Below are 25,926 nucleotides of genomic sequence, written 5' to 3' on the forward strand. Positions count from 1 at the left end.
AAATGACAACATCAACAACCAATAAATCTTTTAAAAGTGCTTTTATCTTTCTAACGACCCTATTTTTCCTTTGGGGATTTATCACAGTATTAGTAGATAGTTTAGTGCCAAGATTAAAAGATGTTTTTGAAATGTCTTATGCAAAAACAGTATTGGTACAGTTTGCATTTTTCACAGCATTTTTTGTTTTTTCTTTACCTGCAGGATTTATATTATCTAAAATTGGTTATAAAAAAGGAATTGTCTTTGGGTTGTTAACTATGGCTTTAGGTTGTATTTTATTTTATCCTGCTGCAGAATACAGAAATTTTTCTATTTTTTTAGTGGGTTATTTTACTTTAGCTGGAGGTATTACTGTTTTACAGGTTGCAGCTAATCCTTATGTGGCATTACTTGGTTCAGAAGAAGGAGCAAGTAGTCGTTTAAATTTATCACAAGCATTTAATTCGTTAGGAACAACAATTGCACCAGTAGTGGGTGCGTTATTTTTATTGAGTGATACTGTAAAATCATCAACAGAAATAGAATTACTAACAGAAACTGAAAAAAACAATTATTATATAGCTGAAGCTGCTACAGTTCAAACTCCTTTTTTATTTATTTCAATTTTTATTGTAATTCTAGCGTTAGTGTTTTTATTTATTCAACTTCCTAAAGTGATGCAAGAATCTCCTAAAGGTGGTTATTTATCTTTATTGAAAAACAAATTAATGCTTTTAGGTGCTTTAGGTATTTTTGTTTATGTAGGTGCAGAAGTAGCTATAGGAAGTTTTTTAGTTAACTATTTTGTAGATGCTAACTTAGCTGGCATTGTTGCAGATAATGAAGTTATGATGCAAATTGCCAATACTATAGCAAGTACATTTAATAAAACCTTTTCAAATGCAGATCCAAAATCTTTACTAGGAATTTTTGTAATATTTTATTGGGGAGGAGCAATGATAGGTCGTTTTATTGGAGCCTATTTAACTAAGATAATGGCTCCAGGTAAAGTGCTAAGTATCTTTGCTTTTTTAGCTATTACAATGATTTTTATATCTATAAATACTTCTGGATTATTGTCTATGTGGACAATTTTAGCAGTTGGTTTATTTAACTCTATTATGTTCCCAACAATATTTACATTAAGTTTAGAAGGATTAGGAGATTTAAAAGCTCAAGCTTCTGGTTTACTATGTATGGCTATAGTAGGTGGTGCAATTGTACCATTTGTTTTCGGAAGCTTAATAGATGAATTTGGTTTTAAAGTTGCCTTTTTACTAACAATAGTCTGTTATGGATATATTCTATTTTATGGTCGTTTTAAAAGTAAAGCTAAACTTAATAAAAGCTAAGACTTATCTTTCATTTCAATTATAGAGTTACTGTTGTCAAATAAATTGATGTAATCTTCAATTTTAAATATTTTACTATTAAACCTAGAAGTTCTATTTCTACCATCTTTTTGTCTTACAATACTTCTAGCAAAACGTCTAATTTCACTTTTAGTAGTTAAAATTAATCCAGGTACAGGTGCACTTTTACCTTCTTCATCTTTGGCAACCATAGTAAAATAAGAGGAATTACAATGTTTAGTTTTACCTGTTCTAATATTTTCAGAAATCACTCGTAAACCAACTACCATAGATGTTGTGCCTGTATAATTTATAGAAGCTTTTAAAGTTACTAATTCACCTACTTCTATAGGATTTAAGAAATCGACTTTATTTACAGAAGCAGTAACACAATAATTTCCAGAATGTTTAGAAGCACAAGCAAAAGCAATTTGATCCATCAAATTTAAAATATGACCACCGTGAATTTTACCACTAAAATTAGAATGTGAGGGTAACATTAACTCTGTGATACTAATTTGAGAATCACTTACTTTTTTGTATTGCTTTTCATCTGATTTCATAGTATAAAATTACAATAATAATTTTCTTAAGTGTATTGTTTGCCTTAAAATCAAATAAAATTCAAGAGATTTTTTTCACTTTTCAACTTGTTTTTTTCCTCTTCAACATTTTTTCTTTGTTTTAAGTTGCAGATAATGTTTAATTTACATCAGATTTAAAGAATTAATTCATTATTTTTAGCAATGTTGTTAATTTCTTTGAAATTAATGCAATAAAATTACGACGAAACAAAAAATTATTAAATTCAACTAACATGAAAAAAAACTACATTTTTAAATTTATTTTACTTTTAATTCCTGTTTCAGCATTTACACTTTTATCTTTTTCGAGTGGTAATCCAAATGCACTTTCAGGTTCACCTGGAGACAGTGGAAATAATTGTACACAATGTCATTCAGGAACTGCTAATAATAGTAATATTACAATAACTACTAATATTCCTTTTACAGGTTATGAGTTTAATACTGAATATGATATTACTATAACAAATTCTGGAGGAGGTACAAGAAATGGTTTTCAAGTAACTGCAGAAAAAGATAATGATAATTCTAAAGTAGGAACTTTTATTTCAACTAGCTCTGATACACAACCTGCTGCAAACGACACAAGAATTATTCATACTTCTTCTGGAAATGGACAAAATTCTTGGTCATTTAAATGGAGGTCTCCTGCATCTGAACAAGGTAAAATTACTTTTTATGGATCATCTGTATCTGGTAATGGAAATTTTGGATCTTCTGGAGATCAAGTATTTTTAGGAAAATCAGAATCTTCACCATCATTAAGTACTAAAAGTTTTAATGCTTTAGCTTTTGATTTGTATCCAAATCCTGCATCAAATAATTTAAATATAGATTTACCTAATGGAGCAGTTAGTGCCAAAGTAGAATTCTACGATTATGTAGGTAAATTAGCATTAAGAGGTGAAATATCACCTAATAATAACAATATAAATGTAAGTGATTTATCATCTGGTATGTATATTTTAAAGGTAATTACAGACAATAAAATAGGTAGTAAAAAATTTATAAAGCAATAGTAAGTTTGGTTGATTGATTAAAAACCGGTTGTATTTTTTGCAATCGGTTTTTTTAATGCCTTAATTAAAGTAAATTTGTATAGCTCAAAAGAAAAACAAAATGAATTATATTTTATTTGATGGTGATGTTAGAAATGCTTTATTGCCTTTTACTTATACAAAACCTGTAGCAGATTTAAGAATAGGTATATTAACTATTAGAGAAAAATGGGAAAAATACTTAGGATTAACCACAACAACAATAACAGAAGATTACCTTGAAGAAAAATATCCAATGGTAGAAATGCCAGAGAATATTATGATTAATGCTTCTTTTTGTCCAAATGACGGTTTGGTAGAAATGGTTAAGAATTTATCTGAAAAAGAAGCTATTTTTAAAGGAGAAGATGTAATTGCTTTTTATACGACTGATACTCAAGAAGAAGTTAATTTTGAAGATTATAAGCAAGTAGAGTTTACAGAAGATGTATTACAAATTAAAAATACTTGGGATATATTTTCTTTAAATGATAAAGCCATTGAGCAAGATTTTAATTTGATTACTAAAAATAGAAAATCTCAACCTATTCCTGCAGGTGTTAATACTGTAAATCAAGAAAATATATTTTTAGAAGAAGGTGCAAAACTTACCTTTTGTACTTTAAATGCTTCTACTGGGCCCATTTATATTGGTAAAGATGCAGAAATAATGGAAGGCTGTATTGTAAGAGGTGCTTTAGCAATGTGTGATAATTCAGTACTAAAATTAGGAGCTAAAATTTACGGAGCTACAACTATAGGACCACATAGTAAAGTTGGAGGTGAAGTTAATAATTCGGTTTTAATGGGGTATTCAAACAAAGGGCATGATGGTTTTTTAGGAAATTCAGTTTTAGGTGAATGGTGTAATTTAGGTGCAGATACTAATAATTCTAACTTAAAAAATAATTATGCAGAAGTAAGATTATGGGATTATAATACTGGGAGATTTGCTAAGACTGGATTACAATTCTGTGGTTTAATGATGGGAGATCATTCTAAATGTGGTATCAATACAATGTTTAATACTGGTACTGTTGTAGGAGTTTCAGCAAATATTTTTGGAAGTGGATTTCCAAGAAACTTTATACCTTCTTTTAGTTGGGGTGGAGCAAGTGGATTTACAGAATACAAAACCAATAAAGTTTTTGAAGTTGCTAATGAGGTAATGAAAAGAAGAAAAATTAGTTTTGATGATATAGAAAAACGAATTTTAGAAAATGTTTATGAATTAACAAAACAATATAGAAACTATTAATGTTAAATTAAAAATCCGAAAAATGAAATTCATCTTTCGGATTTTTTTTGGTTGATTGAAAATTATTTAGTTTCTGTCAATAATATCACCAGAACCTACAGATTTAGAATCTACATATTTAGGGTTTCCTTTGTAATAAATATTTCCAGAACCCACAACTTTAGCTTTAATTTTAGTGTTTACAGTAGTTCTAATACTACCAGAACCAGCTATGGTTGCATTTAAAGTTTCTGTTGTTAAATCATATGCTTTTATACTACCAGAACCAGCAATAGAACAATTAAGTTCGTTTGATTTTCCGTTTAATTTTATGTTTCCAGAACCTCCAATAGAACTCTTTACTTCATCAACATCTAAAGCTAGAGTAATGTTTCCTGAACCTCCTAAAGAAACCTTTAAATCATCTGATTTTAATACACCTTCATTGGTAATATTACCAGAACCACCTAATGATACTTTATCTAATTCTGAATAGGTTACAGTAACAGTTAATTTTCTTGTAGTACTTATATTTGTGTTTTTCTTGTATTTAATTTCTAAAGTATTTCCTTTAACTTCTGTTTCTATATATGGTATTATATTTTCTTCGCCTTCAATTGTAATATTACCTTCTTTACCTTTAACAAGTTTTACATCAAAAGAACCTCCAACACCAATGCCATCGTAATCAGATGTTGTTCTTTTTACAGTTACAATATTTCCATTTCCTTTAATTCTCTTACCATTTCCCCACCACTGAGCGTTAACAGTTGTACTTATAAAAAGCACAAAAAGTCCAAATGTAATTTTTTTAATCATTTTGTTTATTTTAAGTTTTTAATTGATTTCTCTTATTGATACGCCTCCATATTGAGACCTAATTTTTATTTTTGAATTGGTATTACCCCTGCCAAATTTACCTTCATAATATCTTTTGGTAGATTTTGATATTTTCTTGTAAAATTCCATTTTATCTTCATCTGCTTTAAAAGAGGCATATTGTAAATCTAATTCAAATTCAAAAACAGCGTCAGAATCAACATCAATTCTAATCCCTGCATATTGTCCAGAAATATCTACCATTTCAAATCCTTTAGCTAATCTTTTAACAGAAACAGCACCATAATCTGTATCTATTTCTAAGTTTTTTCTAATAGTACCAAAACGCATTCCTGTATAATCTGAATTTACACTAACATTTACAGCATCACCAACAGTAATAGCTCCATAATCAGTATTAAAATTAACAGATGTTGTTTTATCTAATTTTACTGTAGAATAGTCTGCATTTACTTTTAAATTGTTAGTTTCTTCAATAGTTATTTTAGAGTAATCTATATTTACATTTCCACTTTTCATAAAACCAATAGTAGATGTAGAACAATAGTCTAAATTAATGCTATTATCATCTGCAGATAGTTCTCCAATAGAAATTTTACCATAGTCACAATTAATATTAGCAACCCCAGACAAATCATCTAAAAGTATACTACCATAATCATTATCAACATCTAATGAGTTGGTGTCAGGCATCTTAATTTCGTAGTTAATTTTGTAACTAACTCTACTGTTTCTTTTCCAGAAACTCCAACCTTTTTTTTCTTTTTCAAAAGTTGTTCTTGCTGAAACACTATTTGCATTGCTTTCAAATAAAATATCAATATTTTCAAAACGTTCTTCAACGTTATCTAAATCATCACCTTTAACTGTAATAGTTACTTCGATTTCTACTTTATTGCTATTCCAAGTAGTAATTTTTACATCACCATATTTATTGTTGATGTTTACTTTTCCGTTTTTAGTAATAGTAAATTCCTTATTAACTTTTCTGCTTTTTTCATGTCTTTTTTTAAGATCATTTGCATTAGCTATTACTGGTATTAAAAAAAGTATGACAATTATTTTATATAAAGATTTCATCATTTAAAATTTGAGGGTTTTTAATTTGTTGTATTTGATCTAAAACATTTTGTAAAATTTCTAAACGTTTTTGATAATTTTTAATCATAGCACTTATTAATCTGGTTTGATTTCCATTTGTATTTAATTCTGCTAAGAAATAATTATAGTCTTCTTCTAAATCTTCTAATCGATTTAGAGCTTGTTCAATTATAGTTTCTGTATCTAGACTTCTATTTTTTTCTACTGTTTTTAACTCTTGATTTATTGCAGTCACAAAATAATTTTCTACTTCTTCCATTTTTGGAGAAATATCTGCCAAGTGTAATTGACTTTTTTGATGATTACTACCAAGCCAAAAACCAAGAACTAATACAATAGAAGCAGCAACAGAAAGCCATTTCCAAGAATGTTTTTGTTTTTGTTTGTCATTATTAAGTTTGCGCTCAAATCGTTCTAAATGTCCAGAATGAGGCTCTTGAAAATCGAAATCATTTTCAGAAAAATAATTATGTAATTTATTTTCCATATGCTTGCGCTTTTATGTTTTGTGCAAGTATTACTTGCTTTAATTTTTTCTTTGCTCTAGAAACTGTGGTTCTCACATTTTCGTTTGTATAATTTAAAATTTGTGCAATTTCTTCATAATCATAGCCTTCAATTAAATTTAAGGTTAATACAACTCTATAATTTTCTTTTAAACTTTGTAAGTTTAGCATTACACTTTTTGGGTGTAAACCAGTATAATCTATAGCTTCATCTTCTATTTCATTAGAAGGTATTACCTCCATTTTAACTTCTTCATACCTATTGTTTTTCTTTAATTGCGTTAAGCTTTTATTAATAACAATACGTTTTAACCATGCACCAAAAGTAACTTCACCTTTAAAACTATCAATTTTTGTAAAGGCAGTTAAAAATGCCTCTTGCATAATATCTTCTGCTTCATAACTATCTTTTAAAATTCTATGGGCAGCATTAAACATAGCTTTATAATAAGCTTTGTATAATTGTAACTGCGCATTTTTATCAGACGATTTGCAGCGTTTTATTAGGTTGGTTATATGTGGTTGATTAGCTTCCAATGAAACATTTCTATAGTAAAGACACTGTAGTTTTTAAGTTGTGACAGTTTTATTTTTATAAATGTAAATATTTTTAAATAGTAAATGTTTTCTTTGGCATAACAATTGACTTATTACAACAAATATCAATTTTGTATTTTTTTAAAAAATTGATTATCAATTATTTATAGTTAAAAAGAATGATGTTAAAATATTGTTTAATAATACTTAATGTCAGAATGACAGATATATAGCAAATGAGCAAATCAAAAATTATAAAGTTAGACAGTTTGTCTTTTCAAAGAATGATGAATGAAGATTCTGAGTTAATACCATTAATGACTCCAGAAGATGAAGAAATAATAAATAATGAAAGCGTTCCAGAGACTTTACCAATCCTTCCTTTAAAAAATACAGTTTTATTTCCTGGAGTAGTAATTCCTATTACTGCAGGTAGAGATAAATCTATCCAATTAATTAAAGATGCTAATAAAGGAGATAAAATTATTGGAGTTGTTGCACAACGTAATGAAGAAAAAGAAGAACCTACTTTAAAAGATATTTATACAACAGGTGTTGTAGCTCAAATATTAAGAGTTTTAAAAATGCCTGATGGAAATACAACAGTAATTATTCAAGGTAAAAAACGTTTTGAAATTGATGAGGTCATTCAAGAAAAACCTTATTTAAGAGCAACTGTTAAAGAAGCTAATGAAGATAGAGTAATTGAAGACAAAAAAGAATTCGAGGCTATTATTGACTCAATTAAAGAGCAAGCTTTAGAGGTAATAAAGGAAAATCCTATGTTACCAAGTGAAGCTTCTTTTGCTATAAAAAACATTCAATCAAATTCTTTTTTAGTCAATTTTATTGCTTCTAACATGGATTTGAGTGTAATGCACAAACAAGTTATTTTAGAAAAAGATAATTTACAAGAACGTGCTTTATTAACACTTAAAAACCTAAACAAAGAACTACAAAAGCTAAAGTTAAGAAACGATATACAGTCTAAAACTAGAGAAGATTTAGATCAACAACAAAGAGAGTATTATCTGCATCAACAACTTAAAACCATTCAAGAAGAATTAGGAGGTGTTTCTAATGACCAAGAATTAGAAGAAATGCGTACTAAAGCAAAATCTAAAAAATGGTCTAAAGAAGTAGCAGAAACTTTTGAGAAAGAAATTTCTCGATTAAAAAGAATGAATCCTCAAGCTGCTGAGTATGGTGTGCAAAGAAGTTATTTAGAGTTATTATTAGAATTACCTTGGGGAATTTACTCAGAAGATAAATTCGATTTAAAAAACGCTACTAAAGTTTTAGATAGAGACCATTTTGGATTAGAAAAAGTAAAAGAAAGAATCATAGAATATTTAGCTGTTTTAAAGTTAAAAGGTGATATGAAATCTCCAATTATCTGTTTATATGGACCTCCAGGTGTTGGTAAAACATCTTTAGGTAAATCTATAGCAGAATCTTTAGGACGTAAATATGTAAGAATGTCTTTAGGTGGTTTACGTGATGAAGCTGAAATAAGAGGACATAGAAAAACGTATATAGGTGCAATGCCTGGACGTTTAATTCAAAACTTAAAAAAGGCTGGTACTTCTAACCCTGTTTTTGTTTTGGATGAAATCGATAAGTTAGGACAAAGTCATCAAGGAGATCCATCTTCTGCTATGTTAGAAGTTTTAGATCCTGAGCAAAATGAAGCTTTTTACGATAATTATTTAGAGGTTGGTTATGATTTATCTAAAGTATTATTTATTGCTACAGCTAATAATTTAGGTCAGATTCCTTGGGCTTTACGTGATAGAATGGAAATTATAAATGTTACTGGGTATACTATTGAAGAAAAAGTAGAGATAGCTAAAAGACATTTATTACCAAAGCAATTAAAAGAACATGGCTTAAGTGCTAAGCATTTAAAACTTGGAAAAAAGCAAATAGAACAAGTTATAGAAGGTTATACTAGAGAATCTGGAGTTCGTGGTTTAGAAAAGCAAATTGCTAAATTAGTGCGTTTTGCTGCAAAATCGATTGCTTTAGAAGAAGAATATGATATTTCTCTTTCAACAGAAAAAGTAGAAGAAATTTTAGGTACACCAAGAAACAAAGATAAGTACGAAACTAATGATGTTGCTGGTGTTGTTACTGGTTTAGCATGGACTAGAGTAGGAGGTGATATTTTATTTATAGAATCTATTTTATCTAAGGGTAAAGGAAACCTTTCTATTACTGGTAACTTAGGTAATGTAATGAAAGAATCTGCTACTATTGCTGTAAAATACATTAAGTCTAATGCAGAAAGTTTTGGAATTAATCCAGAGGTTTTAGATAAATATGATGTGCATATTCATGTACCTGAAGGAGCAACTCCAAAAGATGGACCAAGTGCTGGTATAACTATGTTAACTTCTTTAGTGTCTTCTTATACGCAACGTAAAGTAAAAAGTAAATTAGCAATGACTGGCGAAATTACATTACGTGGAAAAGTATTACCTGTAGGTGGAATAAAAGAAAAAATATTGGCAGCTAAAAGAGCTAATATTAAGGAAATTATTTTATGTGAAGACAATAGAAAAGACATTTTAGAAATAAAAGAAAGTTATCTAAAAGGCTTAACATTCCATTATGTTTCAGATATGAAACAAGTTATAGATATTGCTCTAACTAAACAAAAAGCTAAAAATGCTAAAAAGTTAAATTAATAAATAAGCCTCTCAATTTCGAGAGGTTTTTTTATGAACCAGATATAGAAGATCCAAAAACTCCAACAGCCATTTCTATATAAAGTAAAAAAAGAGCTAACGCTACTAAAATAAATACGATTAATATTGCTTTGTTTTTATTCTTCATCTGGTTGACTTTGCCAAATTACATTTACAATTTTCCATTGATTATCTACTTTTGCTAAATGAAATAAATCAATACCCCAAACCGCAGTTAATTTAGCAGACGCTGTTTTAGAATTTACATCAAAAATTTCAATTTCTTTTGGTGAGTTTTCATCTGCTTGATCATAATCTGAATTCCATCTTGCAGCCAGACGAACTAATTGTTGATGAGTCATTTCTAAATTATCTCTATAAGCTTTTTCTTTTGGATTATACCAATACCCAATTTTACGTAATTTAGGATCTACACTTTTTATAATTCTTGTAGAATCTACTAAATATAAAGCCTCTACATAATCTAAAATGGCATTTTCTACTGCTTTAAAATCTTCTTTATTGTATTCTTTTTTACTAATTTCTTTTTCTTTTTTTTGAGTGATACATGAAGAAAATAGAAGAATAGAAAAGAGTAGTGTTAGAAAAAAATGATTACTAATTTTCATAATTGGTTGATTTTTAATTTCTTCTAAAGTTATAAAAGATTATTTAAAATCAATATTATGAAAAATTCTTTAACGTATAATTAAGATAAATACGTAAACTAAAAATCGATTATTTGTATAGTTTTTTTGAAGCTTCCCAATAAACATCCATTTCTGCTAAAGACATTTCTGAGAGTTGTTTACCTTCTTTTTTGGCTGCTTTTTCTAAATATTGAAATCTATTTATGAATTTTTTATTGGTTTTTTCTAAAGCATTTTCAGGATTTACACCAATAAATCTTGCGTAGTTAATCATAGAGAAAAGTACGTCTCCAAATTCTTTTTCAATATTCTCTTTATTTCCTTTTTTTATTTCTGTATTTAGTTCAGAAAGTTCTTCTTGTACTTTTTCCCAAACTTGTTCTGGTTGTTCCCAATCAAAACCAACACCAGCTACCTTATCTTGAATTCTGTTAGCTTTTACAACTGCAGGTAAACTTTTTGGGACACCTTCTAGAACAGATGTTTTACCTTCTTTCAATTTTAATTGCTCCCAATTACGTTTTACATCATCTTCATTATCAACCTTTACATCACCATAAATATGAGGATGTCTATCAATTAATTTATCACAAATACTGTTTGCAACATCAGCAATGTCAAAAGCATTTTTTTCGCTTCCTATTTTTGCGTAAAAGACGATGTGTAAAAGAACATCACCAAGTTCTTTTTTAATTTCTTGTAGATTGTTATCTAAGATAGCATCTGCAAGTTCGTAAGTTTCTTCTATGGTTAAATGACGAAGGCTTTCTAAAGTCTGTTTTTTGTCCCAGGGACATTTTTCACGTAAATCATCCATAATATCTAATAGACGATTTATTGCTTTTAACTGACTTTCTCTAGAATTCATCTAAGCCTTTACTTCATTTTCTTCAGTAGATTCTTCAATTTTAGAAAAATCTAAACCTGCATCAATAAGTAGGTTATACCACTGAATTACTTTCTTTATGTTAGATGTATAAACTCTTTCATCATCATAATTAGGTAAAACTTCAGCAAAATAAGCTTGTAATTTGTTACCACTTTCTTTATGTGAAATTGCTTTTTTACCTTCTGCTTTTTCAGATATAGCTTTAAAAACATTCAATAAAGGTAAATCTTCTTCATAAGTATAGATTGCTATATTTTCTAACAAGCTAACATTTTGTGTTGCATTAACTGCAACTCTTTTTTTATCAATTAAAGATTCTACAATAATTGCATTTTTAGACTGAGAAATCACCTGAAATAAACCTGGTTTTCCAGCAACTGAAATAATTTTACTAAACTCCATTTTTTATATTTTTTATGTCTTGTTTAAAGACTATTTACCTTTTTTTAAATTAGGAAAACGCATTCTATAGTCTGCTCTAATTTTTCCTTTTGATATATTATCTAACTTCTTTTTAATCAATCTTTTTTTAAGAGATGATAGCTTGTCTGTAAATAAAATTCCTTCTATATGATCATACTCATGTTGAAAAACTCTAGCAGCTAAGCCTTCTAAAGTTTCTGTGTGTGTATTAAAATCTTCATCTTGATATGTAAAAGTAACTTTTGGTTGACGATATACATCTTGACGAACATCAGGTATACTTAAACATCCTTCATTAAAAGCCCATTCTTCACCTTCTTCTTCTATAATTTCTGCATTAATAAAAACTCTATTAAAATCTTTTAAAGCAGCTCTATCTTCTTCACTTAAATCATCATCTTCTGCAAATGGTGATGCATCAATAACAAATAAACGTATGTCTTTACCAATTTGAGGTGCAGCCAAACCAACACCAGAGGCATTATACATAGTCTCTTTCATGTTAGCTATTAGCTCTTTTAAATTTGGGTAATCAGCATCTATTTCTTTGGCTACTTTTCTTAATACTGGATCCCCATAAGCTACAATAGGTAAAATCATTCTTTTAAATTTTGGTGGCAAAAATACAACATCAATTTAGTAATCACGAATTTTTAAAAAAGCTTTTACTAAAATTATTGACTATATAAGTAAGATTGTAAGATAATAGTTGCACTAATTTCGTCAATTAATCCTTTATCCTGCCTTTGTTTTTTCTTTAAACCTCCATCTATCATGGTTTGAAAAGCCATTTTAGAAGTAAATCTCTCATCAACTCTTTTTAAAGGAATTTGAGGAATTTCTTTTTGTAATTTTTTAATAAATGGAAGTATAAGTGCTTCACTTTCACTATCATTATTATTCATTTGTTTGGGTTTGCCAATAATAAAAAGCTCTACATTTTCTCTAGAAATATAATCTTTTAAAAATGAGATTAACAACTTAGTTTCAACAGTTGTTAAACCAGAAGCTATTATTTGAAGCTCATCTGTTATTGCAATTCCAGTTCTTTTTTTACCAAAATCTATGGCTAATATTCTACCCAAATTAATTTAATTTTTGGCAAAAATACAAAATTAAACAAGCATAAGAAATCTGTATAAAAAGTGTATATTCGCCTTGGTTTTTATTGATACAATTATATTTGTAGCTTTAAAATTATAATTATGGATAGCATTAAAAAAATTATAGAATCTGCTTGGGAAAATCGCGAATTGTTAAAAGAACAAAACACGATTGATACCATAAGACAAGTAGTAGATTTATTAGACAAAGGAGAATTAAGAGTTGCAGAACCTATAGAAAATGGTTGGCAAGTAAATGAATGGGTTAAAAAAGCGGTTGTGTTATATTTCCCAATTCAAAAAATGGAAACTTTAGAAGCTGGTATTTTTGAATACCATGATAAAATTCCTTTAAAAAGAAATTATGAAGAAAGAGGTATAAGAGTTGTACCAAATGCTGTTGCTAGACATGGTGCTTATATTTCTTCTGGTACTATTTTAATGCCAAGTTACGTTAATATTGGAGCCTATGTAGACGAAGGAACCATGGTAGATACATGGGCAACTGTGGGGTCTTGTGCGCAAATAGGTAAAAATGTACATTTATCTGGTGGAGTAGGAATTGGTGGAGTTTTAGAACCTTTACAGGCAGCACCTGTAATTATTGAAGATGGTGCTTTTATTGGCTCTAGATGCATAGTAGTAGAAGGAGTTAGAGTAGAAAAAGAAGCAGTTTTAGGAGCTAATGTTGTGTTAACAATGTCTACAAAAATTATTGATGTTACTGGAGATGAACCTAAAGAAATGAAAGGTATTGTTCCTGCAAGATCTGTAGTAATTCCTGGAAGCTATACTAAGAAATTTGCAGCAGGTGAATACCAAGTGCCTTGTGCATTAATAATTGGAAAAAGAAAAGAAAGTACAAACAAAAAAACTTCTTTAAACGATGCATTACGTGAGTATGATGTAGCTGTTTAATTTATATTAATGACAAAAATATCAGCAATAATTCCAACTTTAAATGAAGAAATTCATATTGAGGCAGCCATAAAATCTGTAGATTTTGCTGATGAAATCATTGTAATAGATTCTTTTAGTACAGATAAAACTTTAGAGTTAGCAGAAAAACATAATGTAAAAATCATCAAACGTAAGTTTGATGATTTTTCTTCTCAAAAAAACTTTGCAATTTCAAAAGCAAAACATCCTTGGATTTATGTTTTAGATGCTGATGAAAGAGTTACTCCTGAAGTTCAAAAAGAAATTTTAGAAGCTGTAAAAAGTCCAAAAGGCTGTGTTGGTTTTTATGTTAGGAGAAGATACTTCTTTGTTGGTAAACCAGTTAATTATTGTGGTTTTCAAAGGGATAAAGTTGTACGCTTATTTTTGAAGGAGCATTGTGCATATGTTGGTTTAGTTCATGAAAAAATAGTTACGAAAGGTGAATTAGGTTTTTTAAGGCACAAGATTAACCATTATGGTTTTAGAAATTACAATCATTACATTGATAAGATTCACTATTACTCTTCTTTAAAAGCAAAAGAACTTTACTCAAAAGGTAGAAAAGTCAATTATTTTCACTTGTTTATAAAACCCTTTTATAGATTTATTTTGCATTATATAATAAGATTAGGTTTTTTAGATGGTACTGGAGGTTTTATCTTATCTAAAGCTTTTGCCTATTCAGTTTATGTTAGGTATGTAAAATTATGGTTGTTGAATCAAGGTAAAAAGTAAATTAGTTTTTAGGAATTATAAAACAAATAATTTCTAAAACATCTTTGCGCTTTATAGGTTAATAAAGTTATTAGTTGCCAAAAAGGTCTGCCAATTTCTCGAAATATTTTTTTAATTTTTGGTATTCCTTTTTTCTGTAAAGTTGTTCCACCTAAAGCAGCATCATTACTTCGCACATAACTTTTATTAGTTGTTAAAACTCTTACTTTATGCTTATAAACATCTTGCTTTAGTACATCTATAGGTGCATAAAATGAGTTTAAGTTTTTACTTAATAATTGTGCAGCTTTTTTACCAATTATTTGAGCTGTAGTTTGTAAAGAAGGAGTTAAGAAAATAGATGTAAACCTATTTTCTTTTAATTTAATAAAACCATTTCTTCCAGAAATATCAATGAAATCAAATGTTGTAGATTCATTAAATATATTTTCTAAGTCATTTAAAAACGAAGGATTTATAAGAGCATCATCTTCTAAAATAATTGCATAATCTTCTTTTTGTTTTGCAACGAGTTGAAATAGTTCGAAATAGGTTTTTGTCAACCCAATTTCGCCATCATTTAAGTTAGGGTAGTGAGCTAAAATATTAAATTGTGACTTTGCTTTTTTTAAGAATAAAGCAGGTAGTTCTTTACCATAAACAGCTGGAAATCTCGTTAAAGGCTCGTTTAAATTATTAAATTGATTTTCCATAAAATCACGCCTAACTTTACTTTTGTCTAAATTTATATAGTAGAATTTGTAAGTACTCATAATTTAATCCAGTTATCACAAGCTACTTCATTCTCTTTTTCAATTAACCATTGTTTTGGAGAAATAACAACTTTATTTTTATGATCATTTAACCAAGCACCCCACCAAGAAAAACTACTATTTGCTGTTATATTAAATCTACAAAGACTCATTAAATACATGTCTTCATGAGGTATTGTTTTATGATTAATATAAATGGCATTTTTTAGTTTTAAATTATTTTTCACCCAAGCTATATCATCAGAAAAAACAAAAAAATAAATATTTTTATACTGACTTTCTAAAAATTTTATGGATTTTTCATAGTAATCTAAATCACAAATACCATGAACTTTACTTGCTTTTTCATTGGTAATAAAATCTCCTCTTCTTACATGTATTGAACATGAGTTTTTTTCTGCTTCAATACTTTTTTTATATTTATTTGTAGTTGAAGCAATTTCTTTCTTGAGAACAAACTGTTTTAATAAAATGTCTCTAATGGAATAAAAATATTTTTCTGTTTGGAAGTAGCCCTTAACATAAGCTTTCTTAGGAATATTTAAAAAATCTTCATTAAATAATAGACTTTTTTCTTTTGTAGATCTCCTAAAACCAACTCTTGTTAAAAAGTTAGAAAGACTAGTAGAAGTTTCTATATCTATATTAAATTTATCTAATTGATAGCCTCCATGTAATTTATATTTCTTAAACTTAGAAATATCTATTTTTACATTATAACCTTTCTTTTGTAAGGCTTTTGCGTAAGCATATTGAAACATTTGATTTCCCAAACCACCTACAATTCTTACAATTACCATGTTTTATATTTAAAGTGTAAAGAATTTACTTTTGTCAAAAATACAATTTTAAAAAACATACTAATTATTATCTAGTACATGTTTTTTCTTCAAGTAAAATTATTTAGAAAATAGTTTGATAAACTTTACATTTGTAGTCTTGTTGAAAAGAGTAATGAATGAATTATAAAGAAGCTTTAGAATCTGAAATATTTGCGATTATTTCCAAAGCATCATCTATTTTAAATATAAATAGTTATGTAATTGGAGGTTATGTTCGTGATTTCTTTTTAAAAAGAGGAGAAGCAAAAGATATTGATGTTGTTGCTGTAGGAAGTGGTATAGATTTAGCTTTAAAAGTATCAGAATTATTACCAAATACACCTAAAGTTCAAGTTTTTAAAACCTATGGAACAGCAATGTTACGTTTTAAAGATGTTGAAATAGAGTTTGTTGGTGCTAGAAAAGAATCTTATTCAGAAGCAAGTAGAAATCCAGCAGTAACAAATGGTACTCTAGAAGACGATCAAAATAGAAGAGATTTTACAATTAATGCACTTGCATTAAGTCTGCACAAAGATAACTTTGGAAATTTGTTAGATCCTTTTAATGGGTTGAAAGATTTAGAAGAGAAAAGAATTATTACTCCTTTAAATCCAGATATTACTTATTCTGATGACCCTTTAAGAATGATGAGAGCCATTCGTTTTGCAACGCAACTTAATTTTAAAATTGAGCAAAATTCATTAGAAGCTATCAAAAAAAATGCAAATCGTTTAGAAATTATTACTAAAGAAAGAATAATAGATGAGCTTCATAAAATTCTATTATCAGCAGAACCATCAATAGGGTTTTTATTATTAAAAGAAACTAATTTATTACCTCAAATTTTACCTGAATTAATTGCCTTAAAAGGAGTAGAAGAGGTTGAGGGTCAAAAACATAAAGATAATTTTTACCATACTTTAGAAGTTGTAGATAATATTGCTAAATACACAGACGATTTATGGTTAAGATGGGCAGCTTTATTGCATGACATAGGAAAAGCACCAACTAAAAAATTTAGTAAAAAAGTAGGTTGGACGTTTCATGCTCACGAATTTGTGGGTTCTAAAATGGTGTATAAATTATTCAAAAGATTAAAAATGCCATTGAATAATAAGTTGAAGTTTGTACAGAAAATGGTATTGTTAAGTTCTAGACCTATTGTGTTGGCTTCAGAAGTTACAGACTCTGCAGTTAGACGTTTAATTTTTGATGCAGGTGATGATATTAATAGTCTAATGACTTTATGTGAAGCAGATATTACCACTAAAAATCCGAAAAAGTTTAAAAAGTATCACAAGAATTTTGAATTAGTTCGAAATAAAATAAAAGAGGTTGAGGAAAGAGATAGAGTTCGAAATTTTCAACCACCAATTTCTGGAGAAGAAATAATGAAAGCTTTTAATTTAAAGCCTTGCAGGGAAATAGGTCAAATAAAAGAAGCAATAAAGGAAGCTATTTTAGAAGGTGAAATACCAAATGAACACCAAGCTTCTTATGATTTTATGATTAAAAAAGGGCAAGCTTTAGGTTTAAAGAAATCTTAATTATTATTCTTTAAGTTTCCAATTTTCCCAAACAAATTCGTATTGATAAGTGAGTACATGAGTTTTTGCTAGTTCTTGCTGTATTTTACTCATTCTTTCTTTAGCATTTTCTATGATAAAGTCATGAAACTGAATTTGTAAGTTTTTAAACATACTCAGTTTATTATCTGCAATCAAAGATTCTAAGACTTCATATTCACCACCCTCAATATTGATTTTAATTAAATCAACATCGATAATATTATGTTCTTCAATAAATTTTAAAATTGATTTTAATTTAATTTTTTCTGATCCTTCACCTTCAATAAAAACAGAAGAAGCATCATTACTATTACTTATATATAGTTCTTTGTCCTCATTAGCCAAGCCAAAAGGATATGCAGTAACTTTTTTGTTATCAATAAATCTATCATTTATTGCATTGTAAAAAGATAATACAGGTTCAAAAATATGAATTTCGCAAGAATATCTATTGTATATTTCTTGTGCAAAATCTCCTTTAAAACCACCTAAATCTAAAACAATTGATGATTTTGATAAATTATAATCTAAACGTAAAGTTTTATCACCATTTACTTTAAACCAAGTTTTACAACGCTCTTTTTGAATTTTACGTTGTTGTTTTTCTAAAGAATTGCGTTTAAATATTTTTTTTAAAAAATTCATTGTAAATGATCTTGAGTAAATTTAAAGTAAGTAATAACGTATAATTAAAAGCAATAATATTAAAAAATTTATTTATGCTAAAGATTGCATACTTACTAGTTTAAAGTATTCACTTTTTTTATCAAGTAGTTCTTCATGTTTGCCTTGTTCAACTATTTTCCCTTTCTTCATTACAACAATATTATTTGCTTTTTGAATGGTAGAAAGTCTATGTGCAATTACTAAAGAAGTTCTGTTTTGCATCATTTTTTCTAAAGCTACTTGTACCAATTGTTCAGATTCTGTATCTAAGGCAGAAGTTGCCTCGTCTAAAATCATTATTGGTGGATTTTTTAAAACAGCTCTAGCAATAGATAATCGTTGTTTTTGCCCTCCAGAAAGAGAGTTTCCACTATCACCAATATTGGTGTTAAATTGTTCTGGTAAGTCTTTTATAAACTCATAGGCGTTAGCAATATCTGCAGCCTCGTTAATTTGATTTTTGGTTGCGTTTTCTGTACCCAGTTTTATATTGTTTTCTACAGTATCGTTAAATAAAATAGATTCTTGAGTCACTATACCCATTAAATCACGAAGCGATTTTTTTGTGATGTCTTTAATGTTAATGCCATCTATTAAAATATCGCCTTTATTTACGTCGTAAAAACGAGTAATTAGATTTGCTAAAGTAGATTTTCCACTACCTGATTGTCCAACTAAAGCTACAGTTTCCCCTTTTTTAATGGTTAAAGAAAAGTCTTTTAAAACGTATTCTTTTTTGTACTTAAACGAGATGTTTTTAAATTCAATTTGACTTTCGAAAGTGTTTTTTACGATTGCATTTGGTTTGTCTTTAATGCTGTTTTCAGTATTTAAAACTTGCATTATACGTTCTGCAGAAGCTTCTCCTTTTTGAATATTATAATAAGAAGTTGTAATTAATTTTATAGGATTTAAAACTGTATAAAACAAAACAATGTAACCCATAAATTCATCTGGCTGTAAAGAACTTGTATTTGATAATACTTCTGTTCCTCCATACCAAAGTATTGCAATAATGGTTGCAGATCCTAAAAATTCACTCATAGGTGAGGCTAATGTTTGCCTATGAAAAACACTAGTCATTAATTTCTTAAAAGTATCTGTAGAGTTGTTGAATTTTCTTTCAATTATTCTCTCAGAATTAAAACCTTTTATAACTCTTAAACCTCCTAAAGTTTCTTCTATGAAAGATAAAAAAGTACCTGTTTCTTTCTGTGCTTTTACAGAATTTGCTTTCAATTTTTTACTGATAGAAGAGATGATAAATCCAGAAACTGGTAATAAAATAAAAACAAACAACGTTAATTTTATACTCATAAATAGCATAATAGAAATTGCTATAACAACTGTTAAAGGTTCTCTAACAATGGTTTCTATAGATGTTAAAATAGAAACTTCAACTTCTTGAACATCAGCTGTCATTCTAGCAATTATATCTCCTTTTCTTTTTTCTGTGAAATAAGATATAGGTAGCTCTACAATTTTATTATATAGTTTATCACGAATATCTTTTACAATACCTGTTCTTAAAAAAGTGATTACATAAGAAGCTAAATACCTAAAAAAATTCTTTAGGAAAAATAATGAAAGTGCTAATAAACAGATAAATAAAAGCGTATTTATTTGTCCGTCATTTTCTATTTTTTGAGAAATAAAATGATAAAAACTTTCTTTTAAAAAACTACCAATGTTAGTAATGCCAGTATATTCTGGTTGAGTAGTTATTTTTTTTTCAGTTTCAAATAATATGCCTAATACAGGGATAAAAGCTAAAACAGAAAGCACATTAAAGATGGCATAAAATATATTAAAGAGAATATTTAAGAGTGTAAACTTTCTATATTTCTTTTCATACTTTAAAATGTCTTTAAAATGATTCATTAATTTAAGTTCATCTCTTTAATAATTCTCTGAATTTTAGCATCCAATTCTTTTTCAACTTTTTCTGCATTTTCAGTATTATCTAAAGAAGTATTTACACTAAAATAAAATTTTATTTTTGGTTCAGTACCACTTGGTCTTGCAGCAATTCTTGTTCCAGATTCTGTTTGATAAATTAAAACATTAGATTTTGGTAAATCTATTGTTGTTACTTCACCAGTAATTATATTTTTCTTTGTTGATGCTTGATAATCTGAAAGTGATTCTACTTTTTCTCCATCAATCATTGTTAATGGATTATTTCTCATATCACTCAGCATTTTCTTTATTTCAGCAGCACCATCCATTCCTTTTTTTGTAATGGCAATTAAATGTTCTTTATAAAACTTATTTTCTACATAAATATTTAATAATTCTTCATAAAAAGAACTTCCATTTTGCTTTGCATATGCAGCTACTTCGCATGCTAGTAAACATGCAGTAACAGCATCTTTATCACGAACAAAATCACCAACCATATAACCAAAACTTTCTTCACCACCTCCAATTAATTCTAATTCAGGAAAGTCTTTAACCATTTTGGCTATCCATTTAAAACCAGTTAAGCCAACTTTAGTTTCAACACCATAATTATTAGCAACATCGTTTACTAATTCTGTAGAAACAATTGTAGAGCCTACAAATTGTTTGCCATTTATTTTATTTTCTTGTTTCCATTTACGTAATAAAAAGTCTGTCATAACCACCATAGTTTGGTTACCATTCATTAACTTCATATTACCATCTGTATCTCTAACAGCAACCCCTAATCTATCACAATCTGGGTCTGTACCAATTACAATATCTGCACCAATTTTATTTGCTAAATCAGTAGCCATTTCTAAAGCTTCTGGTTCTTCTGGATTAGGAGATTTTACAGTTGGAAAATCTCCATCTGGTTTTCTTTGTTCTTCAACAATATTTACATCAGTATAACCTGCTTTAGCTAAAGCATCTGGAATAGACATGATTGATGTTCCATGTAAAGATGTAAAAACAATTTTAAGATTATTACGATTTATTTTGTCTGATAATGTTCCGTTTTTAACAGATGCATCAATAAATGCATTGTCTATTTTTTTTCCGACAACTTCAATTAAATTTTCGTTTGCATTAAAATTAATTTCAGAAAAATCTAGGGCATTCACTTTACCAATTATACCACTATCTTGTGGAGGTACAATTTGACCACCATCTGCCCAATACACTTTGTACCCATTATATTCAGGTGGATTGTGAGAAGCTGTTAATACAATTCCTGCATCACATCCTAAATGACGAACTGCAAAGGATAATTCTGGAGTAGGACGTAAATCTTCGAATAAAAATACTTTAATATTATTAGCAGATAAAACATCAGCAACTATTTTAGCAAACTTTTTACTATTATGTCTACAGTCGTAAGCAATAACTACACTTAATTGAGGTTTATTTACATTTTCTAATAAATAGTTAGACAAACCTTGAGTTGCTTTACCTAATGTGTATTTATTAATTCTATTGGTACCTGCACCCATTGTACCTCTCATACCACCTGTACCAAATTCTAAATCTTTATAAAAGCGATCTGCTAAATCTTTAGGATTGTTATTTATTAAGTTTTGAATTTCTGTCTGAGTTTCCTTATCAAAAGTTGGTGTTAACCATTGTTTTGCTTTTTCTAAAAATTCTTGCATAGCTTCTAAATTAAAGTATTATTGTAATACAAATATAAAATTTATAAATTGAGTTTTTCTCTAATTTTATAGTGTTTTTCATCATTTTTATTTCTGATGATAAGTTCTCCTATAAATCCAGCTAAGAATAATAACGTACCTAAAATCATAGAAGTTAAGGCTATATAAAACCAAGGGTTATCTGTAACTAAAATTGTTTTTATACCATTATAAACTTTATATAGTTTATAAGCCCCAATATAAAAAGCTAATGAAGTACCAAATAAAAACATAAGAGTGCCCCAAAGTCCAAAAAAGTGCATTGGTCTTTTACCAAATTTAGATAGAAATGAAATGGTAATTAAATCTAAAAAACCATTGATAAATCTATTTATTCCAAATTTTGTTTCTCCATATTTTCTAGCTTGATGTTGCACAACTTTTTCACCAATATTGGTATAGCCTTCATTTTTAGCTAAAACTGGTATGTATCTATGCATTTCACCACTAACTTTTATATTTTTTATAACTTCATTTTTATAAGCTTTTAAACCACAGTTAAAGTCATGAAGTTGTAAACCTGAAGTTTTACGAGCAACAGCATTAAATAATTTTGATGGAATATTTTTTGTTACAACATTGTCATATCTTTTCTTTTTCCATCCAGAAATTAAATCAAAATTTTGTGAAGTAATTAAATTGTATAATTCAGGAATTTCTTCTGGATTATCTTGTAGATCTGCATCCATAGTAATTACAACATTACCTTGAGCAATTGCAAAACCTGCATCTAAAGCTTGAGATTTTCCAAAATTTCTTTGAAAACGAATTCCTTTAACAGATTCATGTTTACTTGAGAGTTGCTTAATTATCTGCCAAGAATTATCTGTACTACCATCATCAATAAAAATAATTTCGTATAAATAACGATTGGATTGCATAATATTTGCAATCCAATCGTGTAATTCTATTAAAGATTCTTCTTCGTTAAGAAGTGGTATTACTACCGAAATTTCCATATAATGTTGTTGTAGATTTACAAGTTGTAAAGTTATGAAAGTATTTTAATTACTTGTAATCTATAATATCTTTAAATTTATTAATAAGTTTCTTCTTCAGATTTTTTCATAATAGCTGCAATTATTGCAGATACTACAAATCCAATAAAAGCTGCAACTATTAAAATTATACCAGAAATAATTGCTGGACTTTGAAATTTTTCTGTCATTTCTTTAGCAGATTCAATTTGATCAGAAGTTAAACCTTGATCTATCCAAGCTTGTTCTTGAATAGCCATACCTTGTGCTTGTAATTCAGGGTCTATAACGTTAGTTAATAATAAAGTATAAATAACAGTAATTACTGCACTTACCATAACAATACCCATTCCAATTTTTACACCTTGTCCCCAAGAAATAAACCCACCATTACTATTTTTATAGGTTTTGATACCAAAGACAATAAAAAATATTGTAGCTAAAGTACCTACTAAATTCCCTACCCATTGTAATTCAAAATATTGACCAGAAGCCCATAAAGCTAGACCAACTATTACACCTATTACACCTAGATATAATCCATTATTAAGAATAATACTTTTACTATTTGCTTGATTTTCCATGATTTAAAATTTAGTTAGTTATACAAATATATTATTTTCATTGAAATAGCTGTTACTTTCCATCTCAATTCATTCTGTTAGTATTCAATTTCTTAGAGATGTTACATAAAATTTGACATTTTTTTAATTGTTTAAATAAAAATAGATTGTATTTTTGCAGTCGGCAAGTCCTACACAACTAGCTCCCTTTGAATCCCCCAGGGTGGGAACACAGCAAGGGTATTAGGTTGTAGCAGTGTGATGTAGGTAGCTTGCCTTTTTTTGTACCCTAAATTTAGATTTTGTAATATTGATTTCTCAAAACTTTTAGTTAATCATGTCATCAAAAGTAGTTTTAATAACAGGTGCTTCTTCAGGAATAGGAAAATCGATTGCTTCTTATTTATCTTTAAAAGGATTTAAGGTTTATGGAACCAGTAGAAATCCTAAAAATTTAGAAAATTTTTCTTTTGAATTAATTGCTTTAGATGTTTTAGATATTTCATCAATACAAAATGCGATTGATTTAATTGTAGAAAAAGAGGGAAGATTAGATGTCTTGGTAAATAATGCAGGTATGGGTATTACAGGGCCAATTGAAGATACGCCTACTGAAGAAATGAGAAACGTTTTTAATACCAATTTCTTTGGAGCTATAGATGTTATGAAATCTGTTTTGCCTCAAATGAGAAAACAAAATTCTGGGTTAATTATTAATGTAACTTCTATTGCTGGATATATGGGTTTACCTTTTAGAGGTGTATACTCTGCATCAAAAGGAGCTTTAGAAATCATTACTGAAGCTACAAGTATGGAGGTAAAATCTTTTGGAATTAATGTTGTTAATGTTGCACCTGGTGACTTTGCTACTAATATTGCTTCAGGTAGATATCATACTCCTGTTTTTGAAAATTCTGCTTACAAGAAAAAATATAAAGAGAATTTAGAATTAATGGATTCCCATGTAGATAGTGGACTTGACCCTATAGTGATGGCAAAATCTGTTTTTAAAATAATAAATACTAAAAACCCTAAACTACATTATAAAGTTGGTGATTTTATGCAGAAATTCTCTATAGTTCTTAAGCGTATTTTACCTGATAGAGTTTATGAAAAACTTTTAATGAATCATTATAAATTATAATTAGTTTACTTTAACGTGGGTATTTGGATTTGTTTCTAAATAAGCAAATAAAACTTCTGCTTGACAAGTTGAGGTGTCCAAAATAAATTTTATCCAACCAAAATATTCTATACCACCAATATCTTTGCTAATAACAAAATAATCTGGTAGATCATTTTGCAATATATTTTTATAAGTTAAATTATTACTTAAAAAATAATTATAGTTTTCATAAGGAGATTCAAATTCGTAAAAAATATCGAGTGTATTTTTTACGCCACCAAAATACTGTCTTGTATTTTCTGAAGAAAAAGGAGGTTCAAAAATTATGGTGTATGGACTTGAGTTCTTTTTTGGAGATAAAATTTTATTTTTATTTGATGCAGGAATTAATTGTATGGTATAAGAATCAAATTTTGGTGTATTACCAATATCATTATTTTCTTCATAAGTTAGATTAAAGTCGATAATGCCATCTTTATCAACATCAATTTCTATTGGGAATTTATCTTTAAAACAATCATCAAAATACTTAGGAATCTCAACCAAATTAGATGCATCTTTAAAACTATCTATCCAAAATTTTCTTGAATATGTATTTTTATCATGAGGATCTACATAAACTAACAATCCAGAAAAAAGGCTATTTATTTCCCAGTCTTTTATATAGAATTCAGAAACTTGCATTTCTGTAACTGCAGAAACATCAACAAGTTTTCCATCATAATATTTATAAGCTCTATCAATTTTTAAACATTCATTTACTTTATTAAAAATAAAATTATAAGTTTCAGATTCATTGTATTGTCCTACAACAACTGTATAACTTAATTTTACTTGATCATTGGTAAAACTACCTTCCCATAAAACAGGATCTGTGGGGTCGTTAAAAATAATATTATCTTCTTTAGTTACAGAAATGTCAGATTTTTCACATTTTATTATTTCAATTACAACTTCCTCATCTTCCATGATTTGAGAATTTGTACAGCTTAATAAAAATATTAAAATCAATAAGGTAAATAAATTTTTAATATACACTCTAAAGGTTTTTGCAAAAATAAAGGCTTCTAAAGCTTTTTGTGCGTTTAATATGTTAAAACTTAATTGATATTCGATTGGTTAAAACTTGTTTAAAACTATTAAAATCAATTTTTTAAAAATGATTCTTTTGTAACTATCTTTGCCGAAATTAAAACATAAAATTAAA

26 protein-coding genes and 1 other RNA gene are annotated in these 25,926 nt (G+C 28.0%); 9 read left to right on the top strand and 18 right to left on the bottom strand.

Translation table 11 applies throughout. From position 1 onward, the window contains the following. Window positions 1–2 precede the first annotated feature (2 nt). Window positions 3–1,334: a sugar MFS transporter gene (locus ACFOWD_RS08600; RefSeq protein ID WP_377409807.1), complete on the top strand. Its 1,332-nt coding sequence runs from the start codon at window positions 3–5 to the stop codon at window positions 1,332–1,334. Here the strand turns inward: ACFOWD_RS08600 and ACFOWD_RS08605 are convergent. Continuing rightward, complete coding sequence (locus ACFOWD_RS08605; RefSeq protein ID WP_377409809.1) at window positions 1,331–1,897, bottom strand: acyl-CoA thioesterase; 567 nt, start codon at window positions 1,895–1,897, stop codon at window positions 1,331–1,333. The genes ACFOWD_RS08600 and ACFOWD_RS08605 overlap by 4 nt on opposite strands. Window positions 1,898–2,151: 254 nt before the next feature. On the opposite strand from ACFOWD_RS08605, the gene ACFOWD_RS08610 reads away from it, so the two are divergent. Both ACFOWD_RS08610 and ACFOWD_RS08615 read left to right on the top strand, forming a co-directional pair. Then, complete coding sequence (locus ACFOWD_RS08610; protein ID WP_377409811.1) at window positions 2,152–2,937, top strand: choice-of-anchor V domain-containing protein; 786 nt, start codon at window positions 2,152–2,154, stop codon at window positions 2,935–2,937. 100 nt (window positions 2,938–3,037) lie between these two features. Next, entirely contained in the window at window positions 3,038–4,213 is a 1,176-nt protein-coding gene (locus ACFOWD_RS08615) for a GlmU family protein (protein WP_377409813.1), read from the top strand. Window positions 4,214–4,279: 66 nt separating this feature from the next. On the opposite strand, the gene ACFOWD_RS08620 is transcribed toward ACFOWD_RS08615, so the two are convergent. The 4 genes from ACFOWD_RS08620 to ACFOWD_RS08635 are packed head-to-tail and all read right to left on the bottom strand — an operon-like array spanning window position 4,280 to window position 7,176. Beyond that, the gene (locus tag ACFOWD_RS08620; protein ID WP_377409814.1) at window positions 4,280–5,011 is read right to left on the bottom strand and encodes a head GIN domain-containing protein; all 732 of its coding nucleotides are present in this window, start codon (window positions 5,009–5,011) and stop codon (window positions 4,280–4,282) included. Between the two features lie 18 nt (window positions 5,012–5,029). Continuing rightward, window positions 5,030–6,115, bottom strand: a complete 1,086-nt coding sequence (locus ACFOWD_RS08625) for a hypothetical protein (RefSeq protein ID WP_377409816.1) — start codon at window positions 6,113–6,115, stop codon at window positions 5,030–5,032. Further along, the gene (locus ACFOWD_RS08630; RefSeq protein ID WP_377409818.1) at window positions 6,096–6,620 is read right to left on the bottom strand and encodes a hypothetical protein; all 525 of its coding nucleotides are present in this window, start codon (window positions 6,618–6,620) and stop codon (window positions 6,096–6,098) included. The genes ACFOWD_RS08625 and ACFOWD_RS08630 overlap by 20 nt, the downstream gene beginning before the upstream one ends. After that, window positions 6,610–7,176, bottom strand: coding sequence for an RNA polymerase sigma factor (locus ACFOWD_RS08635; protein WP_377409820.1), 567 nt, complete (start codon window positions 7,174–7,176; stop codon window positions 6,610–6,612). The genes ACFOWD_RS08630 and ACFOWD_RS08635 overlap by 11 nt, the downstream gene beginning before the upstream one ends. A 236-nt stretch (window positions 7,177–7,412) precedes the next feature. Between ACFOWD_RS08635 and lon the strand changes: the two genes are divergently transcribed. After that, on the top strand, window positions 7,413–9,866 hold the full coding sequence (gene lon, locus ACFOWD_RS08640) for an endopeptidase La (RefSeq protein WP_377409822.1): 2,454 nt from the start codon (window positions 7,413–7,415) through the stop codon (window positions 9,864–9,866). A gap of 137 nt (window positions 9,867–10,003) precedes the next feature. Here the strand turns inward: lon and ACFOWD_RS08645 are convergent, their stop codons facing one another. The 5 genes from ACFOWD_RS08645 to ruvX all read right to left on the bottom strand — a co-directional run bounded on the left by ACFOWD_RS08645 (window position 10,004) and on the right by ruvX (window position 12,913). Further along, a complete protein-coding gene (locus ACFOWD_RS08645; protein WP_377409823.1) occupies window positions 10,004–10,495 on the bottom strand; it encodes a nuclear transport factor 2 family protein in 492 nt (163 codons plus the stop codon). A 109-nt stretch (window positions 10,496–10,604) separates the two neighbouring features. Further along, the gene (gene mazG, locus ACFOWD_RS08650) at window positions 10,605–11,384 is read right to left on the bottom strand and encodes a nucleoside triphosphate pyrophosphohydrolase (RefSeq protein WP_377409825.1); all 780 of its coding nucleotides are present in this window, start codon (window positions 11,382–11,384) and stop codon (window positions 10,605–10,607) included. Further along, window positions 11,385–11,807: a DUF5606 family protein gene (locus ACFOWD_RS08655; protein WP_298993785.1), complete on the bottom strand. Its 423-nt coding sequence runs from the start codon at window positions 11,805–11,807 to the stop codon at window positions 11,385–11,387. It lies immediately after the preceding gene. A gap of 30 nt (window positions 11,808–11,837) precedes the next feature. Further along, entirely contained in the window at window positions 11,838–12,428 is a 591-nt protein-coding gene (gene def, locus ACFOWD_RS08660; protein ID WP_298993783.1) for a peptide deformylase, read from the bottom strand. 74 nt (window positions 12,429–12,502) lie between these two features. Beyond that, complete coding sequence (ruvX, locus tag ACFOWD_RS08665; protein ID WP_377409828.1) at window positions 12,503–12,913, bottom strand: Holliday junction resolvase RuvX; 411 nt, start codon at window positions 12,911–12,913, stop codon at window positions 12,503–12,505. A 120-nt stretch (window positions 12,914–13,033) separates the two neighbouring features. On the opposite strand from ruvX, the gene ACFOWD_RS08670 reads away from it, so the two are divergent. Continuing rightward, window positions 13,034–13,849, top strand: coding sequence for a 2,3,4,5-tetrahydropyridine-2,6-dicarboxylate N-succinyltransferase (locus ACFOWD_RS08670; protein WP_377409830.1), 816 nt, complete (start codon window positions 13,034–13,036; stop codon window positions 13,847–13,849). Window positions 13,850–13,858: 9 nt separating this feature from the next. Further along, the gene (locus ACFOWD_RS08675) at window positions 13,859–14,608 is read left to right on the top strand and encodes a glycosyltransferase family 2 protein (protein ID WP_377409832.1); all 750 of its coding nucleotides are present in this window, start codon (window positions 13,859–13,861) and stop codon (window positions 14,606–14,608) included. An 8-nt stretch (window positions 14,609–14,616) separates the two neighbouring features. Here ACFOWD_RS08675 and ACFOWD_RS08680 read toward each other — a convergent pair whose 3' ends face one another. Both ACFOWD_RS08680 and ACFOWD_RS08685 read right to left on the bottom strand, forming a co-directional pair. Continuing rightward, the gene (locus ACFOWD_RS08680) at window positions 14,617–15,360 is read right to left on the bottom strand and encodes a glycosyltransferase family 25 protein (protein ID WP_377409834.1); all 744 of its coding nucleotides are present in this window, start codon (window positions 15,358–15,360) and stop codon (window positions 14,617–14,619) included. Then, window positions 15,357–16,160 (bottom strand): alpha-1,2-fucosyltransferase, encoded by an 804-nt coding sequence (locus ACFOWD_RS08685; RefSeq protein ID WP_377409836.1) that lies wholly within the window; start codon window positions 16,158–16,160, stop codon window positions 15,357–15,359. The genes ACFOWD_RS08680 and ACFOWD_RS08685 overlap by 4 nt, the downstream gene beginning before the upstream one ends. Before the next feature lie 158 nt (window positions 16,161–16,318). Between ACFOWD_RS08685 and ACFOWD_RS08690 the strand changes: the two genes are divergently transcribed. Beyond that, window positions 16,319–17,731: a CCA tRNA nucleotidyltransferase gene (locus ACFOWD_RS08690; RefSeq protein WP_377409838.1), complete on the top strand. Its 1,413-nt coding sequence runs from the start codon at window positions 16,319–16,321 to the stop codon at window positions 17,729–17,731. Between the two features lie 3 nt (window positions 17,732–17,734). Here the strand turns inward: ACFOWD_RS08690 and ACFOWD_RS08695 are convergent, their stop codons facing one another. The 5 genes from ACFOWD_RS08695 to ACFOWD_RS08715 form a co-directional block, all read right to left on the bottom strand. After that, window positions 17,735–18,397, bottom strand: coding sequence for an FkbM family methyltransferase (locus tag ACFOWD_RS08695; protein WP_377409840.1), 663 nt, complete (start codon window positions 18,395–18,397; stop codon window positions 17,735–17,737). A gap of 72 nt (window positions 18,398–18,469) precedes the next feature. Next, window positions 18,470–20,299: an ABC transporter ATP-binding protein gene (locus ACFOWD_RS08700; RefSeq protein ID WP_377409842.1), complete on the bottom strand. Its 1,830-nt coding sequence runs from the start codon at window positions 20,297–20,299 to the stop codon at window positions 18,470–18,472. Continuing rightward, window positions 20,299–22,014 carry a phospho-sugar mutase gene (locus ACFOWD_RS08705; protein ID WP_377409844.1) on the bottom strand — a complete coding sequence of 572 codons (1,716 nt, stop codon included), beginning with the start codon at window positions 22,012–22,014 and terminating at the stop codon, window positions 20,299–20,301. The genes ACFOWD_RS08700 and ACFOWD_RS08705 overlap by 1 nt, the downstream gene beginning before the upstream one ends. Before the next feature lie 41 nt (window positions 22,015–22,055). Then, the gene (locus tag ACFOWD_RS08710; RefSeq protein WP_377409846.1) at window positions 22,056–23,012 is read right to left on the bottom strand and encodes a glycosyltransferase family 2 protein; all 957 of its coding nucleotides are present in this window, start codon (window positions 23,010–23,012) and stop codon (window positions 22,056–22,058) included. Window positions 23,013–23,092: 80 nt separating this feature from the next. Further along, window positions 23,093–23,614 carry a DUF4199 domain-containing protein gene (locus ACFOWD_RS08715; protein WP_377409848.1) on the bottom strand — a complete coding sequence of 174 codons (522 nt, stop codon included), beginning with the start codon at window positions 23,612–23,614 and terminating at the stop codon, window positions 23,093–23,095. Window positions 23,615–23,775: 161 nt separating this feature from the next. Here ACFOWD_RS08715 and ffs point away from each other — a divergent pair. Next, window positions 23,776–23,874: signal recognition particle sRNA small type (ffs, locus tag ACFOWD_RS08720), an RNA gene on the top strand. A 56-nt stretch (window positions 23,875–23,930) separates the two neighbouring features. Continuing rightward, window positions 23,931–24,737: an SDR family oxidoreductase gene (locus tag ACFOWD_RS08725; protein ID WP_377409850.1), complete on the top strand. Its 807-nt coding sequence runs from the start codon at window positions 23,931–23,933 to the stop codon at window positions 24,735–24,737. On the opposite strand, the gene ACFOWD_RS08730 is transcribed toward ACFOWD_RS08725, so the two are convergent. Beyond that, window positions 24,738–25,688: a hypothetical protein gene (locus tag ACFOWD_RS08730; protein ID WP_377409851.1), complete on the bottom strand. Its 951-nt coding sequence runs from the start codon at window positions 25,686–25,688 to the stop codon at window positions 24,738–24,740. Window positions 25,689–25,926: the final 238 nt, after the last annotated feature.

The sequence above is a fragment of the Polaribacter marinivivus genome (assembly GCF_042651285.1).
Lineage (GTDB): Bacteria > Bacteroidota > Bacteroidia > Flavobacteriales > Flavobacteriaceae > Polaribacter > Polaribacter marinivivus.

Excerpts from the sequence above, each read along its gene's own strand:
- ACFOWD_RS08600 (WP_377409807.1), top strand. The coding sequence starts at position 3 with ATGACAACATCAACAACCAATAAATCTTTTAAAAGTGCTTTTATCTTT.
- ACFOWD_RS08605 (WP_377409809.1), bottom strand. The coding sequence starts at position 1,897 with ATGAAATCAGATGAAAAGCAATACAAAAAAGTAAGTGATTCTCAAATT.
- ACFOWD_RS08610 (WP_377409811.1), top strand. The coding sequence starts at position 2,152 with ATGAAAAAAAACTACATTTTTAAATTTATTTTACTTTTAATTCCTGTT.
- ACFOWD_RS08615 (WP_377409813.1), top strand. The coding sequence starts at position 3,038 with ATGAATTATATTTTATTTGATGGTGATGTTAGAAATGCTTTATTGCCT.
- ACFOWD_RS08620 (WP_377409814.1), bottom strand. The coding sequence starts at position 5,011 with ATGATTAAAAAAATTACATTTGGACTTTTTGTGCTTTTTATAAGTACA.
- ACFOWD_RS08625 (WP_377409816.1), bottom strand. The coding sequence starts at position 6,115 with ATGATGAAATCTTTATATAAAATAATTGTCATACTTTTTTTAATACCA.
- ACFOWD_RS08630 (WP_377409818.1), bottom strand. The coding sequence starts at position 6,620 with ATGGAAAATAAATTACATAATTATTTTTCTGAAAATGATTTCGATTTT.
- lon (WP_377409822.1), top strand. The coding sequence starts at position 7,413 with ATGAGCAAATCAAAAATTATAAAGTTAGACAGTTTGTCTTTTCAAAGA.
- ACFOWD_RS08645 (WP_377409823.1), bottom strand. The coding sequence starts at position 10,495 with ATGAAAATTAGTAATCATTTTTTTCTAACACTACTCTTTTCTATTCTT.
- mazG (WP_377409825.1), bottom strand. The coding sequence starts at position 11,384 with ATGAATTCTAGAGAAAGTCAGTTAAAAGCAATAAATCGTCTATTAGAT.
- ACFOWD_RS08655 (WP_298993785.1), bottom strand. The coding sequence starts at position 11,807 with ATGGAGTTTAGTAAAATTATTTCAGTTGCTGGAAAACCAGGTTTATTT.
- def (WP_298993783.1), bottom strand. The coding sequence starts at position 12,428 with ATGATTTTACCTATTGTAGCTTATGGGGATCCAGTATTAAGAAAAGTA.
- ACFOWD_RS08670 (WP_377409830.1), top strand. The coding sequence starts at position 13,034 with ATGGATAGCATTAAAAAAATTATAGAATCTGCTTGGGAAAATCGCGAA.
- ACFOWD_RS08675 (WP_377409832.1), top strand. The coding sequence starts at position 13,859 with ATGACAAAAATATCAGCAATAATTCCAACTTTAAATGAAGAAATTCAT.
- ACFOWD_RS08680 (WP_377409834.1), bottom strand. The coding sequence starts at position 15,360 with ATGAGTACTTACAAATTCTACTATATAAATTTAGACAAAAGTAAAGTT.
- ACFOWD_RS08685 (WP_377409836.1), bottom strand. The coding sequence starts at position 16,160 with ATGGTAATTGTAAGAATTGTAGGTGGTTTGGGAAATCAAATGTTTCAA.
- ACFOWD_RS08690 (WP_377409838.1), top strand. The coding sequence starts at position 16,319 with ATGAATTATAAAGAAGCTTTAGAATCTGAAATATTTGCGATTATTTCC.
- ACFOWD_RS08695 (WP_377409840.1), bottom strand. The coding sequence starts at position 18,397 with ATGAATTTTTTAAAAAAAATATTTAAACGCAATTCTTTAGAAAAACAA.
- ACFOWD_RS08700 (WP_377409842.1), bottom strand. The coding sequence starts at position 20,299 with ATGAATCATTTTAAAGACATTTTAAAGTATGAAAAGAAATATAGAAAG.
- ACFOWD_RS08705 (WP_377409844.1), bottom strand. The coding sequence starts at position 22,014 with ATGCAAGAATTTTTAGAAAAAGCAAAACAATGGTTAACACCAACTTTT.
- ACFOWD_RS08710 (WP_377409846.1), bottom strand. The coding sequence starts at position 23,012 with ATGGAAATTTCGGTAGTAATACCACTTCTTAACGAAGAAGAATCTTTA.
- ACFOWD_RS08715 (WP_377409848.1), bottom strand. The coding sequence starts at position 23,614 with ATGGAAAATCAAGCAAATAGTAAAAGTATTATTCTTAATAATGGATTA.
- ACFOWD_RS08725 (WP_377409850.1), top strand. The coding sequence starts at position 23,931 with ATGTCATCAAAAGTAGTTTTAATAACAGGTGCTTCTTCAGGAATAGGA.
- ACFOWD_RS08730 (WP_377409851.1), bottom strand. The coding sequence starts at position 25,688 with ATGGAAGATGAGGAAGTTGTAATTGAAATAATAAAATGTGAAAAATCT.